Source organism: Labilibaculum sp. DW002 (assembly GCF_029029525.1).
Taxonomy (GTDB): domain Bacteria; phylum Bacteroidota; class Bacteroidia; order Bacteroidales; family Marinifilaceae; genus Paralabilibaculum; species Paralabilibaculum antarcticum.
The window spans coordinates 63,796-83,722 of record NZ_JAKJSC010000011.1 but is presented as its reverse complement, the minus strand read 5'-3'; the positions used below and the strand labels follow the sequence as shown (position 1 = coordinate 83,722).

General features: G+C 35.2%; 16 protein-coding genes. 7 read left to right on the top strand and 9 right to left on the bottom strand.

The features are described 5' to 3' along the window. The first annotated feature begins 12 nt into the window (after positions 1 to 12). On the top strand, positions 13 to 723 hold the full coding sequence (locus tag L3049_RS21060; protein ID WP_275111815.1) for a vitamin B12 dependent-methionine synthase activation domain-containing protein: 711 nt from the start codon (positions 13 to 15) through the stop codon (positions 721 to 723). Further along, positions 723 to 2,216 (top strand): ASKHA domain-containing protein, encoded by a 1,494-nt coding sequence (locus L3049_RS21055; protein WP_275111814.1) that lies wholly within the window; start codon positions 723 to 725, stop codon positions 2,214 to 2,216. The genes L3049_RS21060 and L3049_RS21055 overlap by 1 nt, the downstream gene beginning before the upstream one ends. A gap of 21 nt (positions 2,217 to 2,237) precedes the next feature. Here the strand turns inward: L3049_RS21055 and L3049_RS21050 are convergent, their stop codons facing one another. Beyond that, the gene (locus L3049_RS21050) at positions 2,238 to 3,122 is read right to left on the bottom strand and encodes a LysR family transcriptional regulator (protein WP_275111813.1); all 885 of its coding nucleotides are present in this window, start codon (positions 3,120 to 3,122) and stop codon (positions 2,238 to 2,240) included. 82 nt (positions 3,123 to 3,204) lie between these two features. Here L3049_RS21050 and hutH point away from each other — a divergent pair, with 82 nt between their 5' ends. The 3 genes from hutH (at position 3,205) to hutG (ending at position 8,096) form a co-directional block, all read left to right on the top strand. After that, positions 3,205 to 4,695, top strand: a complete 1,491-nt coding sequence (gene hutH / locus L3049_RS21045; RefSeq protein ID WP_275111812.1) for a histidine ammonia-lyase — start codon at positions 3,205 to 3,207, stop codon at positions 4,693 to 4,695. Between the two features lie 13 nt (positions 4,696 to 4,708). Continuing rightward, on the top strand, positions 4,709 to 6,706 hold the full coding sequence (locus tag L3049_RS21040; protein ID WP_275111811.1) for a urocanate hydratase: 1,998 nt from the start codon (positions 4,709 to 4,711) through the stop codon (positions 6,704 to 6,706). Positions 6,707 to 7,091: 385 nt separating this feature from the next. Continuing rightward, positions 7,092 to 8,096: a formimidoylglutamase gene (gene hutG / locus L3049_RS21035; protein WP_275111844.1), complete on the top strand. Its 1,005-nt coding sequence runs from the start codon at positions 7,092 to 7,094 to the stop codon at positions 8,094 to 8,096. A 31-nt stretch (positions 8,097 to 8,127) separates the two neighbouring features. Here the strand turns inward: hutG and L3049_RS21030 are convergent, their stop codons facing one another. From L3049_RS21030 to L3049_RS21000, 7 genes are all read right to left on the bottom strand, one after another. Beyond that, the gene (locus L3049_RS21030; RefSeq protein ID WP_275111810.1) at positions 8,128 to 8,706 is read right to left on the bottom strand and encodes a hypothetical protein; all 579 of its coding nucleotides are present in this window, start codon (positions 8,704 to 8,706) and stop codon (positions 8,128 to 8,130) included. Between the two features lie 53 nt (positions 8,707 to 8,759). Then, entirely contained in the window at positions 8,760 to 9,125 is a 366-nt protein-coding gene (locus L3049_RS21025) for a hypothetical protein (RefSeq protein ID WP_275111809.1), read from the bottom strand. A 188-nt stretch (positions 9,126 to 9,313) separates the two neighbouring features. After that, positions 9,314 to 9,574 carry a transporter suffix domain-containing protein gene (locus tag L3049_RS21020; RefSeq protein WP_275111808.1) on the bottom strand — a complete coding sequence of 87 codons (261 nt, stop codon included), beginning with the start codon at positions 9,572 to 9,574 and terminating at the stop codon, positions 9,314 to 9,316. 151 nt (positions 9,575 to 9,725) lie between these two features. Next, on the bottom strand, positions 9,726 to 10,268 hold the full coding sequence (locus L3049_RS21015) for a hypothetical protein (RefSeq protein WP_275111807.1): 543 nt from the start codon (positions 10,266 to 10,268) through the stop codon (positions 9,726 to 9,728). 67 nt (positions 10,269 to 10,335) lie between these two features. Next, positions 10,336 to 11,313: a hypothetical protein gene (locus tag L3049_RS21010; protein WP_275111806.1), complete on the bottom strand. Its 978-nt coding sequence runs from the start codon at positions 11,311 to 11,313 to the stop codon at positions 10,336 to 10,338. Positions 11,314 to 11,423: 110 nt separating this feature from the next. Next, the gene (locus tag L3049_RS21005) at positions 11,424 to 11,867 is read right to left on the bottom strand and encodes a hypothetical protein (protein ID WP_275111805.1); all 444 of its coding nucleotides are present in this window, start codon (positions 11,865 to 11,867) and stop codon (positions 11,424 to 11,426) included. Between the two features lie 13 nt (positions 11,868 to 11,880). Continuing rightward, positions 11,881 to 12,453, bottom strand: a complete 573-nt coding sequence (locus L3049_RS21000; RefSeq protein WP_275111804.1) for a hypothetical protein — start codon at positions 12,451 to 12,453, stop codon at positions 11,881 to 11,883. A gap of 512 nt (positions 12,454 to 12,965) precedes the next feature. Here L3049_RS21000 and L3049_RS20995 point away from each other — a divergent pair. Beyond that, positions 12,966 to 13,718: a hypothetical protein gene (locus tag L3049_RS20995; protein WP_275111803.1), complete on the top strand. Its 753-nt coding sequence runs from the start codon at positions 12,966 to 12,968 to the stop codon at positions 13,716 to 13,718. 2,189 nt (positions 13,719 to 15,907) lie between these two features. Here L3049_RS20995 and L3049_RS20990 read toward each other — a convergent pair. Further along, a complete protein-coding gene (locus tag L3049_RS20990; protein WP_275111802.1) occupies positions 15,908 to 17,434 on the bottom strand; it encodes an alpha-L-fucosidase in 1,527 nt (508 codons plus the stop codon). Positions 17,435 to 17,718: 284 nt separating this feature from the next. Here L3049_RS20990 and L3049_RS20985 point away from each other — a divergent pair, with 284 nt between their 5' ends. Beyond that, the gene (locus tag L3049_RS20985) at positions 17,719 to 19,506 is read left to right on the top strand and encodes a C45 family peptidase (RefSeq protein ID WP_275111801.1); all 1,788 of its coding nucleotides are present in this window, start codon (positions 17,719 to 17,721) and stop codon (positions 19,504 to 19,506) included. Positions 19,507 to 19,927 lie beyond the last annotated feature (421 nt).

Below are 19,927 nucleotides of genomic sequence, written 5' to 3'. Positions count from 1 at the left end.
AAATAGCAATTGGTGGAAAAGGAAACGACAAATAATCAGCAAATAAGAGAATATCACTTTAGTGCATTGGAATTAAACATTCGCATTGAAGATGTAGAATTTATTGCCCACGTTGGCGAGGATATGCCTTCTTATTCAGAATTTTTACAAGCAGAAATTACCGATTTAGATACCAAAGCAAATGTTAGAGGAGCTTATGTGGTGGCACCTTCTTCTTGTGTAGAGAATCCAATTGTGAAAATTGGCGGAGAAGTATTTTCAGTAGGCGAGCAAGTGGCTGGCTATTATCAAAATATGGAGAAAGCTGCTTTTTTTGTCTGTTCGGCGGGTTCGGAAGTTAGTTTGCGTTCAAAAGAATTATTCGATAAAGGGGATTTAGTGGAAGGATATCTTGTTGATGTTTTGGGGACTGTGATGGTTGAAAAAGCAATGGATAAGGTACAAGAGTTACTGAAGCTTGAGTGTGAAGAAAAGGGATGGAAAATTACCAATAGATACAGCCCTGGTTATTGCGATTGGAATGTGGCTGAGCAGAAAAAATTGTTTTCATTTTTTCCAGATAACATTTGTGGTATCCAATTGAGTGATTCTTGCTTAATGCATCCTGTGAAATCGGTTAGCGGTATCATTGGGATAGGTGAAAACGTAGATTTCCACAAGCACGAATGCCATAAATGTGGCAGTGTGAATTGTTTGTACCGAAATGTAAAAAAAGAACGATAATGCCAATTATATATTTACATCGAAGCAAAAAAATTGAAACCATATCCTATGAGGTTGGCGATAGTTTGATGCAGATACTTCAGGGACAAAATATTTCTATTTCTGCACCTTGCGGAGGAAATGGTACATGTGGAAAATGTCGCGTGAAGATTAAAAATATTGGCTTCGTAAACTCATGTTTGTATTATCCCGATACGGATATTGAGCTAAGTTTACCAAATGAGATTGAAGAGAAGGTTTTAACCAATCAGAATCAATATACTGTCCGCATTCCTGTAAAACCAAATGCTCTCGCAATGGAGCAAGCATATCCAATTTCCTTAGCTATGGATATTGGAACAACTAGCATCGTGTTTTATTGGATCAGCTTAATTACCGGCGGTATTTTGAGAACCAGAGGAATTAGCAATCCACAAGCAAAATTTGGAGCAGATGTGATCAGTCGCATTCAGTTTTGTTCTTCGCAAGCTGGACTTGATCAAATGCAAAAGGAATTGGTAGATGCGATCAATAAAGAAATAGAAATTTTTACGACTACTGAAGGAGTCGCTATTGAGAATATCGTGAAACTATCCGTTTCGGCGAATACAACCATGTTGCATTTGCTTGCAGGAATCGATCCAACTCCAATCGCTTTGGCTCCTTTTGTGCCTAATTTTACAGCGGAAAAGTGTATTCCAGCTTCAGAACTTAATATTCAGGCTAATTCTAATGCGATCGTTCACTTAATGCCATCAATTTCGGCTTATGTAGGAGCAGATATTGTTTCAGGACTTGCCTCGCTAAATCCTCCCAAAGAAGTTAAAACTTACCTGTTTATTGATATTGGAACAAATGGGGAGATGGCAATCGTTACACCAGAAAAAATATATGCTTGCACTACCGCTGCAGGACCAGCCTTCGAAGGAGCAAATATCTCTTGTGGTATGGGTGCTTTTGATGGAGCTATTTCTGTATTTACAGGTGACGACTATCAAACCATTGCCGATGAGAAACCAATAGGCGTTTGTGGTTCTGGTTTGCTCGATATTGTTGCCTATTTATTGAATACGAATGTCATCTTAACAGACGGAGAACTAAAAGAAGACTTTGTTCTGGCTGCTGAAAATGAATCTGGAACTGGAGAGAAGGTGGTAATTACACCGCAAGATATTAGAGAAATTCAATTGGCAAAAAGTGCGATTATTACAGGTGTGAAAATCATTTTACAGACCGCTAATGTTAGTGTTGAGGATCTCGATGCAGTTTACATTGCAGGAGGTTTGGGAAATTATATGAATCCTGAAAGTGCCGTAACAGTTGGTCTATTGCCAGAAGCGGTGCTTGGCAAAATAGTGATGCTCGGGAATACCTCTGGAACCGGAGCTGTTTTACATGCTTTAAGTGATGATTTTACAAACTACACCAATTCTATTTTAGAGAAGGCAGAGCATATTGAACTGGCTCATCATCCTGAATTCGAAATGGAATTTGCAATGAATATGTTCTTCTGAAATGCTAAGTATATCCTCAAATTAGAGCTTTGTTAAATGTAGAAACTTCTCTAAAATTGGATTGGTATTTACACTATTCCACACCAATTTTAAAGTCGTGCGTTGTGGTATTTCTGTTAATTCAATAAATTTCACATCCATATCATAACCCAATTGCAAAGAGGTTGGGACAATGGATATCCCAAAATTATTTTCCACAAGTCTGAAAATAGAACTCGCATTAACTGTATTGTGCGAAACGAGAGGAGAGAAGCCACTCTCATCGAATATTTGCATCACCTTTTCGTGATACGATTCACTATACGAAGAGTCAAATAGAATAAAAGATTCATCTTTAACTTGTGATAGATCGTTAAAATTCGATTCTGTTAATGGGTGATCTTTAGGTAAAACCAATGAAAAAGTGTCTTCAAAAACGGGTTGGATTTCAATACCTCTTGGCACTCGCTCCATTCTTACAAAGCCAACATCAATTTCCTGATTGAGCAAGGCATGAATTTGTTTATCATTATCCATTTCATTCAAATTGAAAAGGACATTGGGATGTTTATTTTTATATTTCAAAAGAAGTTCGGGAATAACCAATTGCATAGCCGATCCAACATAGCCTAGTTTTAGGTTACCATCCATACCATCGTTTAGTAATTTAGCATGATCTATAATATCATCTAATCGTTTAAAAGTGTTGGTTAATTCGTTTTGTAAATACAAGCCAGCTTTGGTTAATTCCACTTTTCTATTGTGTCTTTCAAAAAGGTTGATGCCTAAATCTTCCTCCATTTGTTTAATCTGTCGGCTTAGACCAGGCTGGGATATATAAAGTCGCTCAGCAGCTTTTCTAAAGTGTAAATCTTTGGCTAAAGCGAGAAAGTATTTATAATGACGAAGTTCTATTTGATTACTCATAGTTATTAAATCTTGACAAAACTAGTATTGTTAGGTATCAAAATTACGAATAACTTTGTTAAAAAATAAATCTACTAGAACTATGTTTAAATACGGAATAGATCAACTAACTGTTGACAAGACAATTCAGATAGCTCGAGGGGAGCTAAAAGCTGGTTTAACTGCTGAAGCAATTAGCAAAGTTAACGAGTGCAGAGCTAAAGTTGAAAAAATGGCTGCATCTGAAAAAGCTGTTTACGGAATCAATACTGGATTTGGACCTTTATGCGATACTCAAATTTCGCCTGAAGAAACAAGTAAACTGCAAGAGAACTTATTGATTACTCATGCTGTTGGTGTTGGTAACCCAATTGGTAAAGAGTTATCGAAAATCATGATGATTTGCAAAGTACAAGCTTTGTCTCAAGGTTTCTCGGGTGTTCGTATCGAAGTAATTGAACGTATTCTATTCTTTATTGAAAATGATTTATTACCAGTTGTTCCTGAGCAAGGTTCTGTAGGTGCATCTGGAGATTTAGCACCATTGTCTCATCTGTTTTTACCTCTTTTAGGAGAAGGTGAATTTTGGATGGGTAAAGATATCGTTCCAGCGAAAGAAGTATTGGCAAATCATGGTTTAGAGGCTATTCGTTTAGAAGCTAAAGAAGGTTTGGGATTGATTAACGGAACGCAGTTTATTTTGGCTCACACCATTCGTGGATTGCACAAAATGGAGTACCTTCTTGACCTAGCAGATGTTGCTGGAGCAATGAGCTTGGAAGGTTTCCAAGGAAGTGCAGCGCCATACAAACCAGAATTGCATTCAATTCGTCCTTTCAAAGGAAATATTAAGGTAGCAGAACGCATGCGTATGCTATTGAAGAATTCGGAGAATTTAGCAGGCCACATCGATTGTGAGCGTGTTCAGGATCCTTATTCATTCCGTTGTATGCCACAGGTTCATGGTGCATCAAAAGATGCAATTAACTATGTAGCTGGTGTTGTTGAGACTGAAATTAATTCAGTAACTGATAACCCAATTGTATTAAGCGATACAGAAGCAATTTCAGGTGGTAACTTCCACGGACAACCGTTGGCTATGGCTCTTGATTACGGTTCTATTGCAGCTTCAGAGCTGGGTAATATTGCTGATAGAAGATGTTATTTACTGTTAGAAGGAAAATTTGGTTTGCCTCGTTTGTTAACTGCAAGTGGTGGGTTAAATTCAGGTTTCATGATTCCTCAATACACAACAGCAGCTTTGGTTACAGAAAACAAATCACTTTGTTTCCCTCCATCAGCCGATAGTGTTCCAACTTCATTAGGACAGGAAGATCACGTTTCTATGGGATCTATTTCTGGTCGTAAATTCAATCAGATTTTGGGTAATATCGAAAAAATCTTTGCAATTGAGTTGATGTATGCGGCTCAAGCTTTAGAGTTTAGAAGCCCAAATCATTTTTCAGATATCATGACCGAGAATTTCAAAATCATTAGAAGTAAGGTTGCGAAATTGGAAGATGATCGTGTGTTGAAAGATGATATCAATGCAATGATAGAATTTGTAAAGAACAGAGCTTTTGTTGTGAAATAATAAGACTTAGAAGATGACATTTCAAGAACAGATTTTGCAAGGAATTCCATCTGAATTACCAGCAAAGAAGGCTTATCCAAAGGATGCTAATAGAGCACCAAAGAGAAAGGATATTTTATCAGTAGAGGAAAAGCAATTGGCTATTCGTAATGCTTTGCGTTATTTTCCAAAGCCTTGGCATAAAGAACTTGCCGCTGAATTTGCACAGGAGTTATTAGACTTTGGTCGTATATATATGTACCGATTCAAGCCTGAATATAAAATTTACGCTCGTCCAATTCAAGATTATCCTGCTAAATCTCAACAAGCTGCAGGTATCATGATGATGATGCAAAATAACTTGGATCCTGCTGTAGCTCAGCATCCAGAGGAGTTGATTACTTATGGAGGTAACGGTGCTGTGTTCCAAAACTGGGCGCAATACCTACTTACTATGGAATATTTGGCGACGATGACTGATGAGCAAACATTGCATATGTACTCAGGTCATCCTATGGGGCTTTTTCCATCATCTAAAGGTGCGCCTAGAGTAATTGTTACAAATGGTTTGGTTATACCTAACTATTCGAAGCCTGATCATTGGGAGAAATTCAATGCTTTAGGTGTTTCACAATACGGGCAAATGACTGCAGGTTCTTTCATGTACATTGGTCCACAAGGTATTGTTCATGGAACAACAATTACGGTGATGAATGCTTTCCGTAAAATCTTGAAAAAAGGAGAGACTCCTGGTGGAAAGATTTTCTTAACTGCCGGTTTAGGTGGTATGAGTGGTGCTCAACCTAAAGCGGGTAATATTGCCGGATGTATCACAATTGGTGCAGAGGTGAACCCTAAGGCAGCTACTAAGCGTCATGAGCAAGGTTGGGTTGATGTATTGATTGACAATATGGACGATCTAATTAAGCGTGTAAAACAAGCTCAGGAAACTAAAGAAGTTGTATCTATTGCCTTTATTGGTAATGTGGTTGATGTGTGGGAACGTTTCGATAAAGAGAATATCTTTATTCACGTTGGTTCTGACCAAACTTCGCTACATATTCCATGGACTGGTGGTTACTATCCAGTTGATGTTGAATTTGATGAGGCCAACCGTTTGATTCGTGAAGAGCCGGAAGTATTCAAAGAAAAAGTACAGGCTTCACTTCGTCGTCAGGCTGCATCTATAAACAATCATACAGCTAAAGGAACTTATTTCTTCGATTACGGAAATGCTTTCTTATTGGAAGCTTCTCGTGCTGGTGCTGATATTATGGCTGATAATGGTATCGATTTCAGATACAAATCATACGTTCAGGATATTTTAGGACCTATGTGTTTCGACTATGGTTTCGGACCATTCCGTTGGGTTTGTGCATCGGGTAGAGCAGAAGATTTGGATATGACTGATGAGATTGCGATGCAAGTTCTACAGGAGATCAAGGAGAATTCTCCAGAAGAGATTCAATTGCAGATGCAAGATAACATCACTTGGATTAAAGAGGCAAAGCAAAATAAAATGGTTGTTGGTTCTCAGGCACGTATTTTATATGCTGATGCTGAAGGACGCTCTAAGATTGCTGAAGCTTTCAATAACGCCATTGCTGCTGGTAAAATTGGACCAGTTGTTTTAGGTCGTGATCATCATGATGTGAGTGGTACTGACTCGCCATACAGAGAAACATCAAATATTTACGACGGATCTAAGTTTACGGCTGATATGTCTATTCACAATGTGATTGGAGATAGCTTTAGAGGTGCGACTTGGGTATCAATCCACAATGGTGGTGGTGTAGGTTGGGGTGAAGTATCTAATGGAGGTTTCGGAATGTTACTTGATGGAACTCCAGAAGCTGATGCTCGCCTGAAAAGCATGTTATTTTACGATGTAAATAATGGTATTGCACGTCGTTCATGGGCTCGTAACGATGAAGCTATGTTCGCTATTAAGCGCGAGATGGAACGTACACCTAGTTTGAAAGTTACCATTCCAAACCTAGTTGAAGACAACTTACTGAACGACCTTTTTTAAGGAATAGATTCGATAAATGAAAATAGAATTGGTTCAGGAATTTCCTGAACCAATTTCATATATACCCAATTGGTTTAGATGTATTTGTAAAGCGATCTTATTGCTTTTTTAGTAAGAAATTTCATGCGGGATTTGTCAATCGGACGCGAGTCGTGGTATTTTGTTGATTTGGAATGGTGAACAGTATCCGATTGACTTGATTCTTTTGTTTACTTTTCTCATCTAAGGAGAAAAGTAAAAGCCCGTTCGGTTTTAGAACAAGGAGAAATATCGTAAAGCTGAATATTCAGTATTCTACGACATCCCAATGGCTTTCGGGATTAGGATAACAATAAAATTTTCGACAGGCTCATTTCATAATAAACAGTTAGAATTTGTGGATAAAATGGATATTAATGCTGAATATCGTCCAGCAGAAAAAGGATATTGGGAAGGTAGAAAATCAAATCCAGACATGGGAAACCAATACTGGCATCAGCAAATTGAATTTGTAAACTGGGATGATTTAAAAAACCAGCCAGAAAATGCAGAGAAGATTGATATAGCACTTTTGGGTTATGTTTGTGATGAGGGAGTTCGAAGAAATCGAGGTCGAATTGGTGCTCATGAAGGCCCAAAAGCAGTTCGCGATCGCTTGGCTAAGCTACCCATCCATTTTGAAGCCAAACGAGTAATTGATGCAGGAAATATTATCTGTAATGATGATGATATGGAAGCAAGTCAGGAGTTATTTGCCAATGCCATCTCTGATCTCGTAAAAGAGAATATATTCCCTATTGGAATTGGTGGAGGGCACGACATGTCCTATGCACATTACATGGGAATTCGTGATGCGATTAAGGATTCTAAAAAGCAGAGGGTAGGCATCATTAATTTCGATGCGCACTTCGACCTTCGTCCAGTTGAGGGGAAGAGTAATTCGGGAACACCTTTCAATCAGATCATTTCAGAATATCATGAAAAAGGCGAGAATGTAGATTATTATGCGATCGGTATTCAACAACAATCCAACACAAAAGAACTGTTTGATATCGCGGAAAGGGAGCACATCAATTATTCGATTAATTACGATTGTGAATCATCGGCAATAGAAATGGAGAGCCTAAAAAAGAAGTTGGCCCCAATCATTGCGAACAATAATTACCTTTACATTACAATAGATATGGATGGCTTTTCGTCGGCTTATGCACCAGGTGTAAGTGCGCCATCTCCACTGGGTTTTACGCCTTATTTTGTGTTTAAGTTGCTGAGTTTTTTGTTCGCAACGAAAAAGGTAATTGCTTTCGATATTGCAGAATTAAATCCATCCCTCGATAGAGATATGACCACAGCTAGCTTGGCTGCTAAAATACTCGATTTTGTGGTTTTGAATTATGAGTCGCCTTTGTAATTAAGGAAATTGCATATTATTTTAATACAGTTTAGATTTTAGGAGGAGGAGGTATATGAGGAACAACTTCCCAAAATGAAATATTCAAGTTTAGATTTGTATTTAATTCATCAAACTCATTAGTTAGTTCGTTTAAGAATTTTTCAATTCCATTAACATTTCCATTTCGTTTTGATTCTATAATTACCAAATAGCTATTAGGTTCTTCTGATTTATTAGATGTTCTAAAGTAGGAGAAGTCGTTGATTAATATGCTTTTTAATGAATCTAAACTGATTTCCTTTGAGCATTTATTGTGATAGGCTTTTCCTTGAACGAAAGTAATATAGTGTTTGCCTCTAGGATCAAATTTTATAGGTTCGCAATTTTCTGAAAGGTGTATGTTTCGTACGAGATTATTATTTTTAATAACAATTGTAGGAATGCTATCGTTACAAGTTATTTGGCGAATGCGATCAACTAAATTACCATAGTTATTAAAGTCTTTTATCTGGAGTGAAACTTGCAAACTGTCTTTTCCCTTTTCAACATAGCCGTATTCTTTTTCTTGGTTTGCACATGCTGAAATCAGTAATGTAAAAATCAAATATTGAAAAATGTTTAATTTCATTTCTGATTATCTTTAATAGGATTACTATGATGATGCTAAATTGTTTTGTGTAGTTATAATTCTAGTTTTACTTCAAACATTTTTTTCATAAGGCTTAAAGAGTCAGAACTTAAAGGACCATGAACAATGTCACCCTTCTTTTCAATAATGTAATAATATGTCTTATCTGTTTCGCTCTTGGGTCTCTGCTTTACAATGATGAAATCATTGTCAGAATTTACTTTAAGCACATCACCTGATATAATAATGTTTTTGAAATAATATTTTTCAGATGATTTGTAGATAATTGCACCACCAGGATAGCCAACATCAATAGCTTCGTCTTTGTCTAAATAAAAATAATTTTTGCCTAATTCTGCATTAGACCATTTGCAACTTGAAGTGATGCAAATAATAATTCCTATTAAGAAGTATCTCATTGTTAATGTCTTTTTAATTGCGCATAACTGAAAATAAGAGTAATAAATATTCTTGTTTTCTACTTGCATCAGTAAATGCTTTGTGTTTTTTTATCTATTGCAGTTTGGCTTTAGCCAACTGAATTTAAAATATTCCTAGTTTTGCTTTAGCATCATTCTATTCCTTAAATCCCCTGCTAGCGGGTGTATTATTCCTTATCCTGATCTTCTTTTTTGAACCAGTTTTTAGGGTTGAAGTAAGATTTGTATTTTCCAAAAAGTTCTTTGCCAACCAGTATTCCACCTGACCAAAATAAGATTTCACCAATTATTAAAGATATGGTTGAGAGCGTAATTTTGGTTTTAGCTTCCATTTCGAGAAATGGCATAATAGCTATAAATAGAAAAAATGGGATACAGAAAATAATCAGAAATATTCCCAGCCGGATTGTCCAGTTCTTTTTTTTCATATTCTTTGTGCTTAATAATTTATACTTTGATCAAGATAAGTTTAATTGGTTTGCTGGTCCAGATACGTTGAGACTAATTGAACTCAACGATCAATATGGGGACTTTGGGACCAACGGCCATAACAATTCTATTTTTGTTAGTAATTGTTTATCAGTGTATATGATTATTATTCCAAAATGAATGTCCATGTATTTGTCCTGTAAAGTCACCATGCCAATTAAATATAGGAATTTCTAAAACGAAAAGAATAATTAGAATGGTTAATAAAATTTTCGTCCTATTATTTTTGAAAATGTCACTTAGTGTATAATTCACTCGAACAAACTTGATAGAAACAGTCCAAACATAAGCTGATGCTAATAGCCAAATAAATAGTCCAGTAGCGTAAATATAATGACTTCTAAAATAGGCTGATTCAATAAATTCTTGTAGATGCATCAAAATATACCAGTCTTCAAAATGGCGAATAATATTTACAACCGAAAAAATGATTAAATACCAACCTAATGCTTTTGTGTTGTTCTGCTTTCTAATATGATTTATTATTGGGCAAATAAATAGACCAATTAAACCTAACGATAATATTATGAAACCAAAATTAGTCAAGAATGAATTTTTACAAAATTGCAATCCAAAACCGGAAAAAATTAAAGTAGTGCTCAGTAATAGTTGAATGCTGATTCTTTTTAACATTAGGTGGGCTGTTTTTTCTTTTTAAATATTTGCCTAACGGTTTTGCTTAGTTTCTTGGGCTCATTAATTATTTGCCTGCTAGTTTTTTCATTAGATCTTCTTTTAAATCATTTTCTATTTCAAGAATCGATATCTGTTGACTTATAGAATTAACATCGATCAAATCATACAGTGGAGCTCTCATTTCTCTGTAAATTGCAGAAGTGTCCAGTAATTCAATATTATTAGATAATATTTTCACAAATAAAGCTGGTTCTTTATCCATCACCTTAAAAAGTAATTCATTACTCCATTGGCTAAATTCTATATTATTTGCACATATTACACTAAAGGTATTTAAGAAATTAAACATGATGGAATCGTTTAAATTTTCTATGTTTTCACTTAAGGCAATCAATGGTTCGGATAGGCATTTATTTTCATCAAAATTGTCTATTCCAATATGAAAACGATTTTTTCGCTTTCTATATTTTCTTAATTCACCATCGACAAACATTTCAATTTCTAAACCATCTAATTTTCCAGCATATTTTAAATCATGGTCTGCCTCAAAATCATTCCATTTCTCATTAGTCTGAATTATCTCTGTGCTATCAATTATTCCTATAGGGAATGACTTTGAAAAACACTTATTATATCCTGTTGTAATTTCAAAAAATAATGAATCTCCACGTGTAGATAAATTCCGAATTTTAGACACAAAAAAACCAGGTAAATAACCTTCTCTAGCTTTATCAAATTCATCTGATGTTCCGTAATACCATCCTTCAGTTATATTCTTTGTTTTCTTAAAAGCTAAATAATGATTTTCCTTTAAGTTATCAGTGTTATTTGGATAAACATACTCGTAAACGCCATTCAAATAAAGACTAATTTTTTCTTTTGATTTAACTTCTATAGGCTTATGATCTGCTATTTTCTGAGTGTCAGGTATAGCTGTTTTTTCTGGTAGACTCACTTGCCTTGTTTCGGAATTATTCTTTTTTCCTTTTGTAGTGCAAGAAGTAAAAATGAATATTATTAAAATAATTTGAATCAGTCTCATATTGTTAGTCTGCTTTTTTTGCGTTTATTGGTTTTTCTTAGTTTTTTGGTCTTCTGTGCCCATGACAATTTAACTTTTATTGTGCACACGTGATTTTTATCTTTCAATCCTCAATAAAGCCCATATTTTGATTTGATAATATCTTCCAACTTTTCAATACCCTGTCCGAAACCATTATTTGTAGTTATTTTAAAGGAGTACTTATTATCTTTGTCATCTTCAAAGTATACAATTGAATAAGGCCTGTATTTTAAGAAACTACTAGTTTCAATATTCTTAATCTTTCTGAATTTATAGGTTGTATTTTCATACCAAGGGAAGAAGTAGGTTACGGTTAGTGCATTGTTGGTAAGTTCAACCTTACCAGAATGACTGCAAAACATTATCTCAATACCCAATAAGGAAATTATGGTATACACTATTCCACTCAGAATTGGCATTTCTCCAAAAATTATGTGATAAGAGAAATAAAATATGGCAAGGAAAAACAACACACAACACAAGTATGCAACAAATGGATATTTGGAGCTATATAGTAATTTTGTATTATTCATAACTGTCTTGTGTTTAGTTATTATCTATCTTATCGGCAATGTCTTTATTCGACAGAACAACATAATTTTGTCCCATTCCATCTGTTGCCATAAAATCATTATTTGTCATTAAATGTTTGAATTCATTTCTATACCTATAGAGATAAACTAATACAATCAATAAACCTCCAATTGCATTTAGAGTCATTCCTAGGTTAGCATTTTCAAAATTTTTAAGTCTATTATGCTTAAGGTTGTTATAAGAATTCCACCAATCTAGTTGTCCGCCATTATCCCAATTTTCAAATGGAAAAATTGTCATTTTATAATTGCTGATTCTAACTTCATTCTTGCAGATTTTTTTAAAGTTTGTGAGTATTCCACCCTTAATTTCTGCAATATCTCCAACTTTCATTTCAGGATCGACTGTTTTAATTAACTCTTTTGAAACTGATTCGAATTCTGCACCAATTAGTAAAAGTAGTTTTGAAAATTCAATAGAGTGAGTTTCTAAATTTGAAGAGTCTAATTCAACAAACCGCAGAGTTCTAATAAAATCATCTTCCAAACTTTGAAAATACTGCCATTGTTTAAAATCAATATCCATTTTACATTTATTTGTTCGCAATTTAGTTTTCGTCGACCTTAATTAGACACAAGTAAAAGTGTAATACTCGACCCATATAGGGCGGTAATGTGCACCTTTTATATTTAATAGCCATTGAAAGTACTAATCTTTCCCAAGCAAATCAAGAAATCATAAAAAGGATTACTATTTACCCTTTTAGAGTCGAGATAGTAGGTTTTAGACTGTTTTGTATTGTCGTGTCAATTGTGTGTGATAGACTTGTTTGTCATTGGTTTAATTTCTAGGTGTGCTACTGGTTGTGGAAGCTGAAAAGGCTATGGATGAGGTATAATAACTTCTTGTAAGTAGATGTGTTGTCTTTGTTTTATTACTTGTAATTGTGTGAGGAAAAGTTTTATTGTTTAACTATAATTGATTAGTTTCGTTATTCTTATTAAAAAAATGGTTGTGGGGTTGTGACAGTTATTTAAAATCATTTTGAGGGTTAGATTAGTGGGGTGAGGGAATATTTATAGTCTAAGTTTATTATTATGTCAGATCAACAAAACTTACTAGATCATCTGGAAGAAATTACAGCAGTCGCTGAAGAAAAAATTCAATATTGCAGAATACCCTACAAGGTTTTTATTAACGAAGCAGAGGCATTGCATACTCATGCAAGTATCGATTTACCTTTGTTACAAAAAGTTAATTTTGATGTTTTAAAGTTGGATCGTTTGCTATCGCTAACCGGAGCTTTACGAACTGCACAATCGAATTGGGAAACCAAGAAAACCGAAAAGCAGAAACGTGAAGAGTGGTGGCGAAATGAAGCTCCTGAAATGCATAAACTTCGCAGTAAATTGATTGATTACATGGGATTTGCATTTAGAGGCAATGAATTTTTGCTAAGAAAGTTGAATGGAATTAAGGAAGGGAAATCAAAGGCGGATATGATTCAAGATATGGCAAATTTAGCAGTCTTGGGAAGGGAAAATGCAGAATTGTTACAAGCCATTAATTTTGACTTGGCAGAATTGGATACCGCTACTCAAATGGCCGACGAAATGGGTAGTTTGTTAGGAGATATTAATGGCAGAATGTATTTCGCAGATGATTTGAAGTTGACCAGAGACAAGGCTTACACCTTGTGCAAAGAACTCGTAGATGAAATTCGATCTTATGGCCAGTTTGTGTTCCGAAATAATGATGAAAAACGCAAAGTATATAGTAGCAAGTACAATAGAGAACGTTTATCTGCTTACCGCAGAGCAAATGTAAATAGACATTCACACCTATATTAATATAAGAGTTTGGAGGGCAGAAATGCGTTCCATTTTTTATGCTTGTACGTGAGGTGGATTCATCCGTATCGTTCAATAGTATTTTTGTTACCCGTAGATAATGTTCCGTTCGCCTAGAATTGTATTCCGTTACATCAATCATTTTATCCGTACGCTAATTATTGCTTTCCGTATCATTTGGAAGTATATCCTTATTGATACGGAAGCACTTCCCCGTGATACGGAAGGGTGTTTTTTATGATACGGAAAGACTTTCCAGTGATGCGGAAGCCTCAACATGTGATACGGAAAGTAATTCTAATGATACGGAAGCCTTTTCTCATGATACGGAAAAGGCGTGTATTGATACGGATTAGTGTTTATAGGGATTTTGAAAGCTATCGTAGGTTTATTTTATTTTCGCACTAACACTTTTGGGTAGTGAATTAATCCCAGAGGGATTTCATGTTTATAGGATTTGAAGAAAGCAGGTTATTTGACCCCATCGGGGTCATATGTTCATACTAAATTATTGTTTCTATAAACATTTGAATCCTACTGATTCTGATTTTCTTAGCGTGTTTTTTCACTGTGTAACTCAGTGCTCTCGGTGGTGATTGTTTTTAAGGAATAGCGCAATTATTCATCTTGGTTTTATACCTTTTGCTTTGTGTTCTTCGTGATGGACTTCGTTTTTCTTGGTGGTTATTTTTTTCTCTGTGTAGCTCAGTGCTTCTCTGTGGTGATTGTTTTTAATGGATTGTGTAATTAATTCCTTTGTGTTCTTCGTGATGGACTTTGTTTGCCTTGGTGGTTATTTTTTTCTCTGTGTTCCTCAGTGCTCTATGTGGTAAATGTTTTTAATGGATCGTGCAGTTAATTTTCTTTGTGTTACTTCGTGCTGTCCTTCGTTTTCCGTTGTGGTTAAACTTTTTTCTCTGTGTTCCTCAGTGCTCTCGGTGGTGATTGTTTTTAAGGAATAGCGCAATTATTCATCTTGGTTTTATACCTTTTGCTTTGTGTTCTTCGTGATGGACTTCGTTTTTCTTGGTGGTTATTTTTTTCTCTGTGTAGCTCAGTGCTTCTCTGTGGTGATTGTTTTTAATGGATTGTGTAATTAATTCCTTTGTGTTCTTCGTGATGGACTTTGTTTGCCTTGGTGGTTATTTTTTTCTCTGTGTTCCTCAGTGCTCTATGTGGTAAATGTTTTTAATGGATCGTGCAGTTAATTTTCTTTGTGTTACTTCGTGCTGTCCTTCGTTTTCCGTTGTGGTTAAACTTTTTTCTCTGTGTTCCTCAGTGCTCTCGGTGGTGATTGTTTTTAAGGAATAGCGCAATTATTCATCTTGGTTTTATACCTTTTGCTTTGTCCTCAAGTCGGACGGACTTTTACTTTTGATTCATTCATAATTTTCAAGGGCATTCATGATCTCACTTTGTTCGGTACATTGATGAAAAGTAAACAAAAATCTACCGCAGAAGAAAAAATCACTAAAAATCAGATCATTTCGCTAAAACCTGGAACTCGTCCTTTTAGCCACCCAGCTTCGCTGGTCCCGAAAAATCGGGATTCGTGTCTAACGTTCCTCAAACATGCCAGTTTTTTTAACGCTCCATTATTCTGATTTTCTTAACGTGTTTTTTTTCTAATGCGGATCTTAGTGCAGCTTTGTTTTTTCTCTGTGTCCCTCGGTGCCTCTGTGGTGATTGTTTTTAATGGATTGTGTAATTAATTTTTTTGTGTTCTTCGTGATGGACTTTGTTTGCCTTGGTGGTTATCTATGATCTTTGTCCTTTGTGGTAATCCCAGAGGGATTTCATGTTTATAGGATTTAGAGAAATCAGGTTATTTGACCCCATCGGGGTCATATGTTCATATTACATTATTGGTTCTATAAACATTTGAATCCTACGGATTCTGATTTTCTTAGCGTGTTTTTTCTCTGTGTAGCTCGGTGTTCCTTTGTGGTGATTGTTTTAATGGATCGTGTAATAATTCCCTTTGTGCTCTTTGTGCTGTACTTCGTTTTTCTTGGTGGTTATATCTTTTTTCTCTGTTTTCCTCGGTGCTCTCTGTGGTGAATGCTTTTAATGGATCGTGTAATCTCAGTTTCCCATAAAGAAAGTTGAGATTTTAAAACAAAATAAGCTCAGATTTTTAATCTGAGCTTATTAGTTACATTGTTTTGGGAATTTAGTTCCTCGTATTCTTATTTTTTGGTATTAAAAATATCACTTGGCATTGCTTCCAGTTCTATTTTAAAACAAGGAGGGTTTTTAGATGAAAAATTTGCAGGTAGTTGAATAACCAACTCATTTTTTTGTTGAATCCAATTTATTTCGGAATCGTATCCTAACAGACTTACCTTGCTAATGGCATCATTAATGATTCGATTTTCAGAACCAAATGCATCCAAGGAAATTACTTTTCTATCGTCTGCTTTCATCCAAAAAGCGTAGATATTCTGTTCGTTTTGGGTATAACGGAAATCATCTGAAGTAAAACCTTTTTCGTGTATGTTTGCATGAATGCGCATCTCGGCATTAGTTGGTCCTTGTCCAAAAACGGTAAACGGTACACTTTCGTAGATTCCTTCACCATTTACTTTTAACCATCCCCCAATATCTCTTAAAATTGCTTTCTGGTCATCAGGAATAACGCCATGTTTGTTAGGAGCAACATTTAGCAATAGAACGCCATTTTTACTTACAATATCGATCAGGTCTTGTATATAATTACTTGCATCTCGCATTTCATAAGGCTCACAATATCCCCAACGCCAGCCGCCTAAACTCATGTCCGTTTGCCAAACATCTTTACGGATTCTGTCAAGCTTTCCACTTTCCAAATCCAATACTGCAGCACCATCAGGTACCGGTTTCCATTGGATGTTTTTGTAGTTCAATACAACTTCCTGATCGTTTTTCAAACCTTGATTGTAGTAATTGGCTAGTATTTTTTTGCGGGCATCTTCATAAGCAGGCTCACAAAATCCAAGGTCGAACCATAATAGATCAGGTTGGTATTGCGTCATCATATCCATGGTGCGGTTGTACCAATTTTTCACCCATTCTTTTGATGCAGGTTCCCAACGATCGTGAGCATCCCAATAAAAATCTCTTAGTTCAGGATTTGTAGTTTCGAATTTGTCTTTGTAAGTCCACCAGTGCCAACCGTAAGCATAATGCGAAGAAGTACCCACTTTTAAACCTTGTTTTCGTGCTTCCGAGAACAGTTCACCAACAATATCTTTTTTTGGTCCCATTTCTACCGAGTTCCATCGTGTAATTTTTGAATTGTACATGGCAAATCCATCGCAATGTTCTCCTACGGGTACAACATATTTTGCTCCTGCTTCAACAAACAGGTCAATCCATTCTTTTGGGTCAAAATTTTCAGCTTTAAATTCTGGAATGAATTTGGTGTATCCATATTCGGCAGGGTCACCAAAGTTTTCCTTGTGGAAATTGTAGGCACTCGAAGCTTTTTTACTTGGATTTCCAAGAGCATCAACTTCACCTTCGTTCCACATATGAAATCCGTACCATTCCGCATTGTTTGCCGGTACTGTTGTTGGGCCCCAATGAATGAAAATTCCAAATTTAGCATCTTTATACCATTGTGGTATCTCATAAGTTTTTAGAGATTCCCAGTCGGCTTTGTATTTCTTCTGACCAATGCTATGATTGCTTACAAGCATCAGTACTAATGCAACAATAAATAACTTCTTACTCATTATATCTTCTTTTTATTAATTGTGTAGCTTTTGTAATACAAAAATAGAAATGCCCTGTGTACATGCATCGATAAATACGGCTTAATAGAGGGGAGATTTTGTTGTATTCTATTATAAAACCATTGGGTTTTCGTCTTCAGGGATAAAATTATGTACATTTACACCTTAGGTTTATTATGTATGTTTTCAATCTTATAAATTTACAATGAAATCGATTTGAAAACATGTGATTTTTACTAGCTATTGTGTTTTTTTACTATTCATTCAATATCATTTTAACTGCCATGAAAATAAAGCAATTACTCTTACTTCTTATTTGTGTTTTTTATTCCGGACTTGTTTTTTCGCAAGAGTATAAATATGAGGAGAACAATGGTGTAAGAACTTTTCATGAAGGAAGCTTGTTTGTAAAAGAAGGAGTGCCTTTTTTAACGGTTAAAGGGGAGTCGTTTGAAATGGGGCTGCAATATGGAGTTCTGATGAACGATCAAATTCTTGATTTGGATGTAAAAGTTGATAGCATTATAGATTCTTTTGTTGGGAAATTCTTTTTGAAAAAATGGATTGCTAAAAAAGTTTTGAAATCTAAAATTAGAAAGATAGAGAAAAGGATGCCAAGGGAATTTATTGAAGAATTAGAGGGAATGGCAGCAGGTTGTGATTTGAATATTCGAGAAGTAAAAACAATGGCTTATTTTCCACAACTATTTTTCGATATCAGTTGTACTTCTTTCGTGTTAAAAAATGAAGAGGGAATTATTCATGGCCGGAATTTAGATTGGCCAAATATTGAAATATTTACTCATTACCCACTGATTGTAAATTATCATCGTAAAGGAAAAATACCAAGCACAATATTGTCATTTGTAAGTTATCCTGCAGCCTACACAGGTATGAACCATAAAGGATTGAGTATGTCAATTAATAGCAATTATAGCTCCGTTCCAGATGGGAAAAAAGGAAGTGATTACAGCATCGATATGCCAATGCCTTATAAATTAAGACAGGTAATGGAGAATGCCGACGAATTATCTGAAGTGGATGAACTATTTAAAACTTATAGTACTCATGGCTGGTTCATTACAGTAGGGAGTAAAAAAGATCATTTGGCAGCTGTTTATGAATTGTCACGCGGTAGGATGATTAAAAATGACATGAAAGACAATATGATAGCGGTTACCAATCTTTCATTATCTGATGAAGGACGATTTGAATATAGTTCTATTAGTGAGCACAAAGATTGGAATATCGCTAGAGAAGATAAATTGAAAGAACTCAATCAGAAAATTAACGATAACAATTTAGTTGAGAAAGCTTACAAAATGGTGTCGTCAACTGAATACTATCACCTAGAGCATGATCCATATTACATTGGCATAAATAATGACATGACTGTTAAGAGCTGCATTATGGATAACACGAACAATAAAATATATTTCTCATATGCTGAAAGATTAGCTGGATTAGGACAGTTCTTAGAATATGATATTGCAAGTGAAAAGGTTTCTGTTTTTAAAGAAGCGAAAGCTAGCCAAGCTTTAAAAGATTTAAATAGCAAGTTAGCTTTTTCCAAATGGCATCGAGAGAGTTTTGGTGGGAAAAAGAAACGTGATAATGAGTATTATAGGGCTTTAATCGAATATGCAAAAAGTTCGACACTTGAATCTGCCAAAAAAAATAGATTGACTGCCGTTTGTTATAGTAATCTTGGGAATAAAGATAAAGCCTTGGAGTTTGTTAATAAATATATTGAGAACAGACCCAAATATAATTCGGCGTATGATACTAAAATTAGTATTCTAAATGACTTTAAAGATTATGAAGCTGTGATCAGCACAATTGATGAGATGCTAAAGCATGCTATTCTAACACCCTTAGATCAATTTAGTGCAAAAAAAGAGTTAGTAATTGCATACGATAAATTGCAGACACAAACTCCAAATCAAAAAAATATAGACAGAATTAAACAATTGGCTATGGAGATGACGGAGGAAGCTAATAAATACTTTCTAGCAGAGTGGATCAAAAAAGACCTATCTAAAATTGATGAAATTGTAACCAAGTACAATTAGAGAATATTGTCAGAAATTTGTCTGTGATTTTTGCTAATCCCAGAGAGATTTGATGTTTATAGCATTTGGTGGAAAGAGGATATTTGACCCCAGCGGGGTCATATGTTCATATTGCATTATTCGTCCTATAAACATTTGAATCCTGCGGATTCTGATTTTCTTAGCGTGTTTTTTTTCTCTGTGTAACTCAGTGCTCTCTGTGGTAAATGTTTTTAATGGGTCGTGCAATTATTCCCTTTGAGTTACTTCGTGATGTACTTCATTTTCCTTTGTGGTTAATTTTTTTTCTTTGTGTTCCTCAGTGCCCTCTGTGGTGAATGTATTGCTTTGCAGTAATACCTTTTATTTTGTCCTCAAGTTGGACAGACTTTTACTTTTGATTCATTCATAATTTTCACGGGCATTCATGATCTCACTTTGT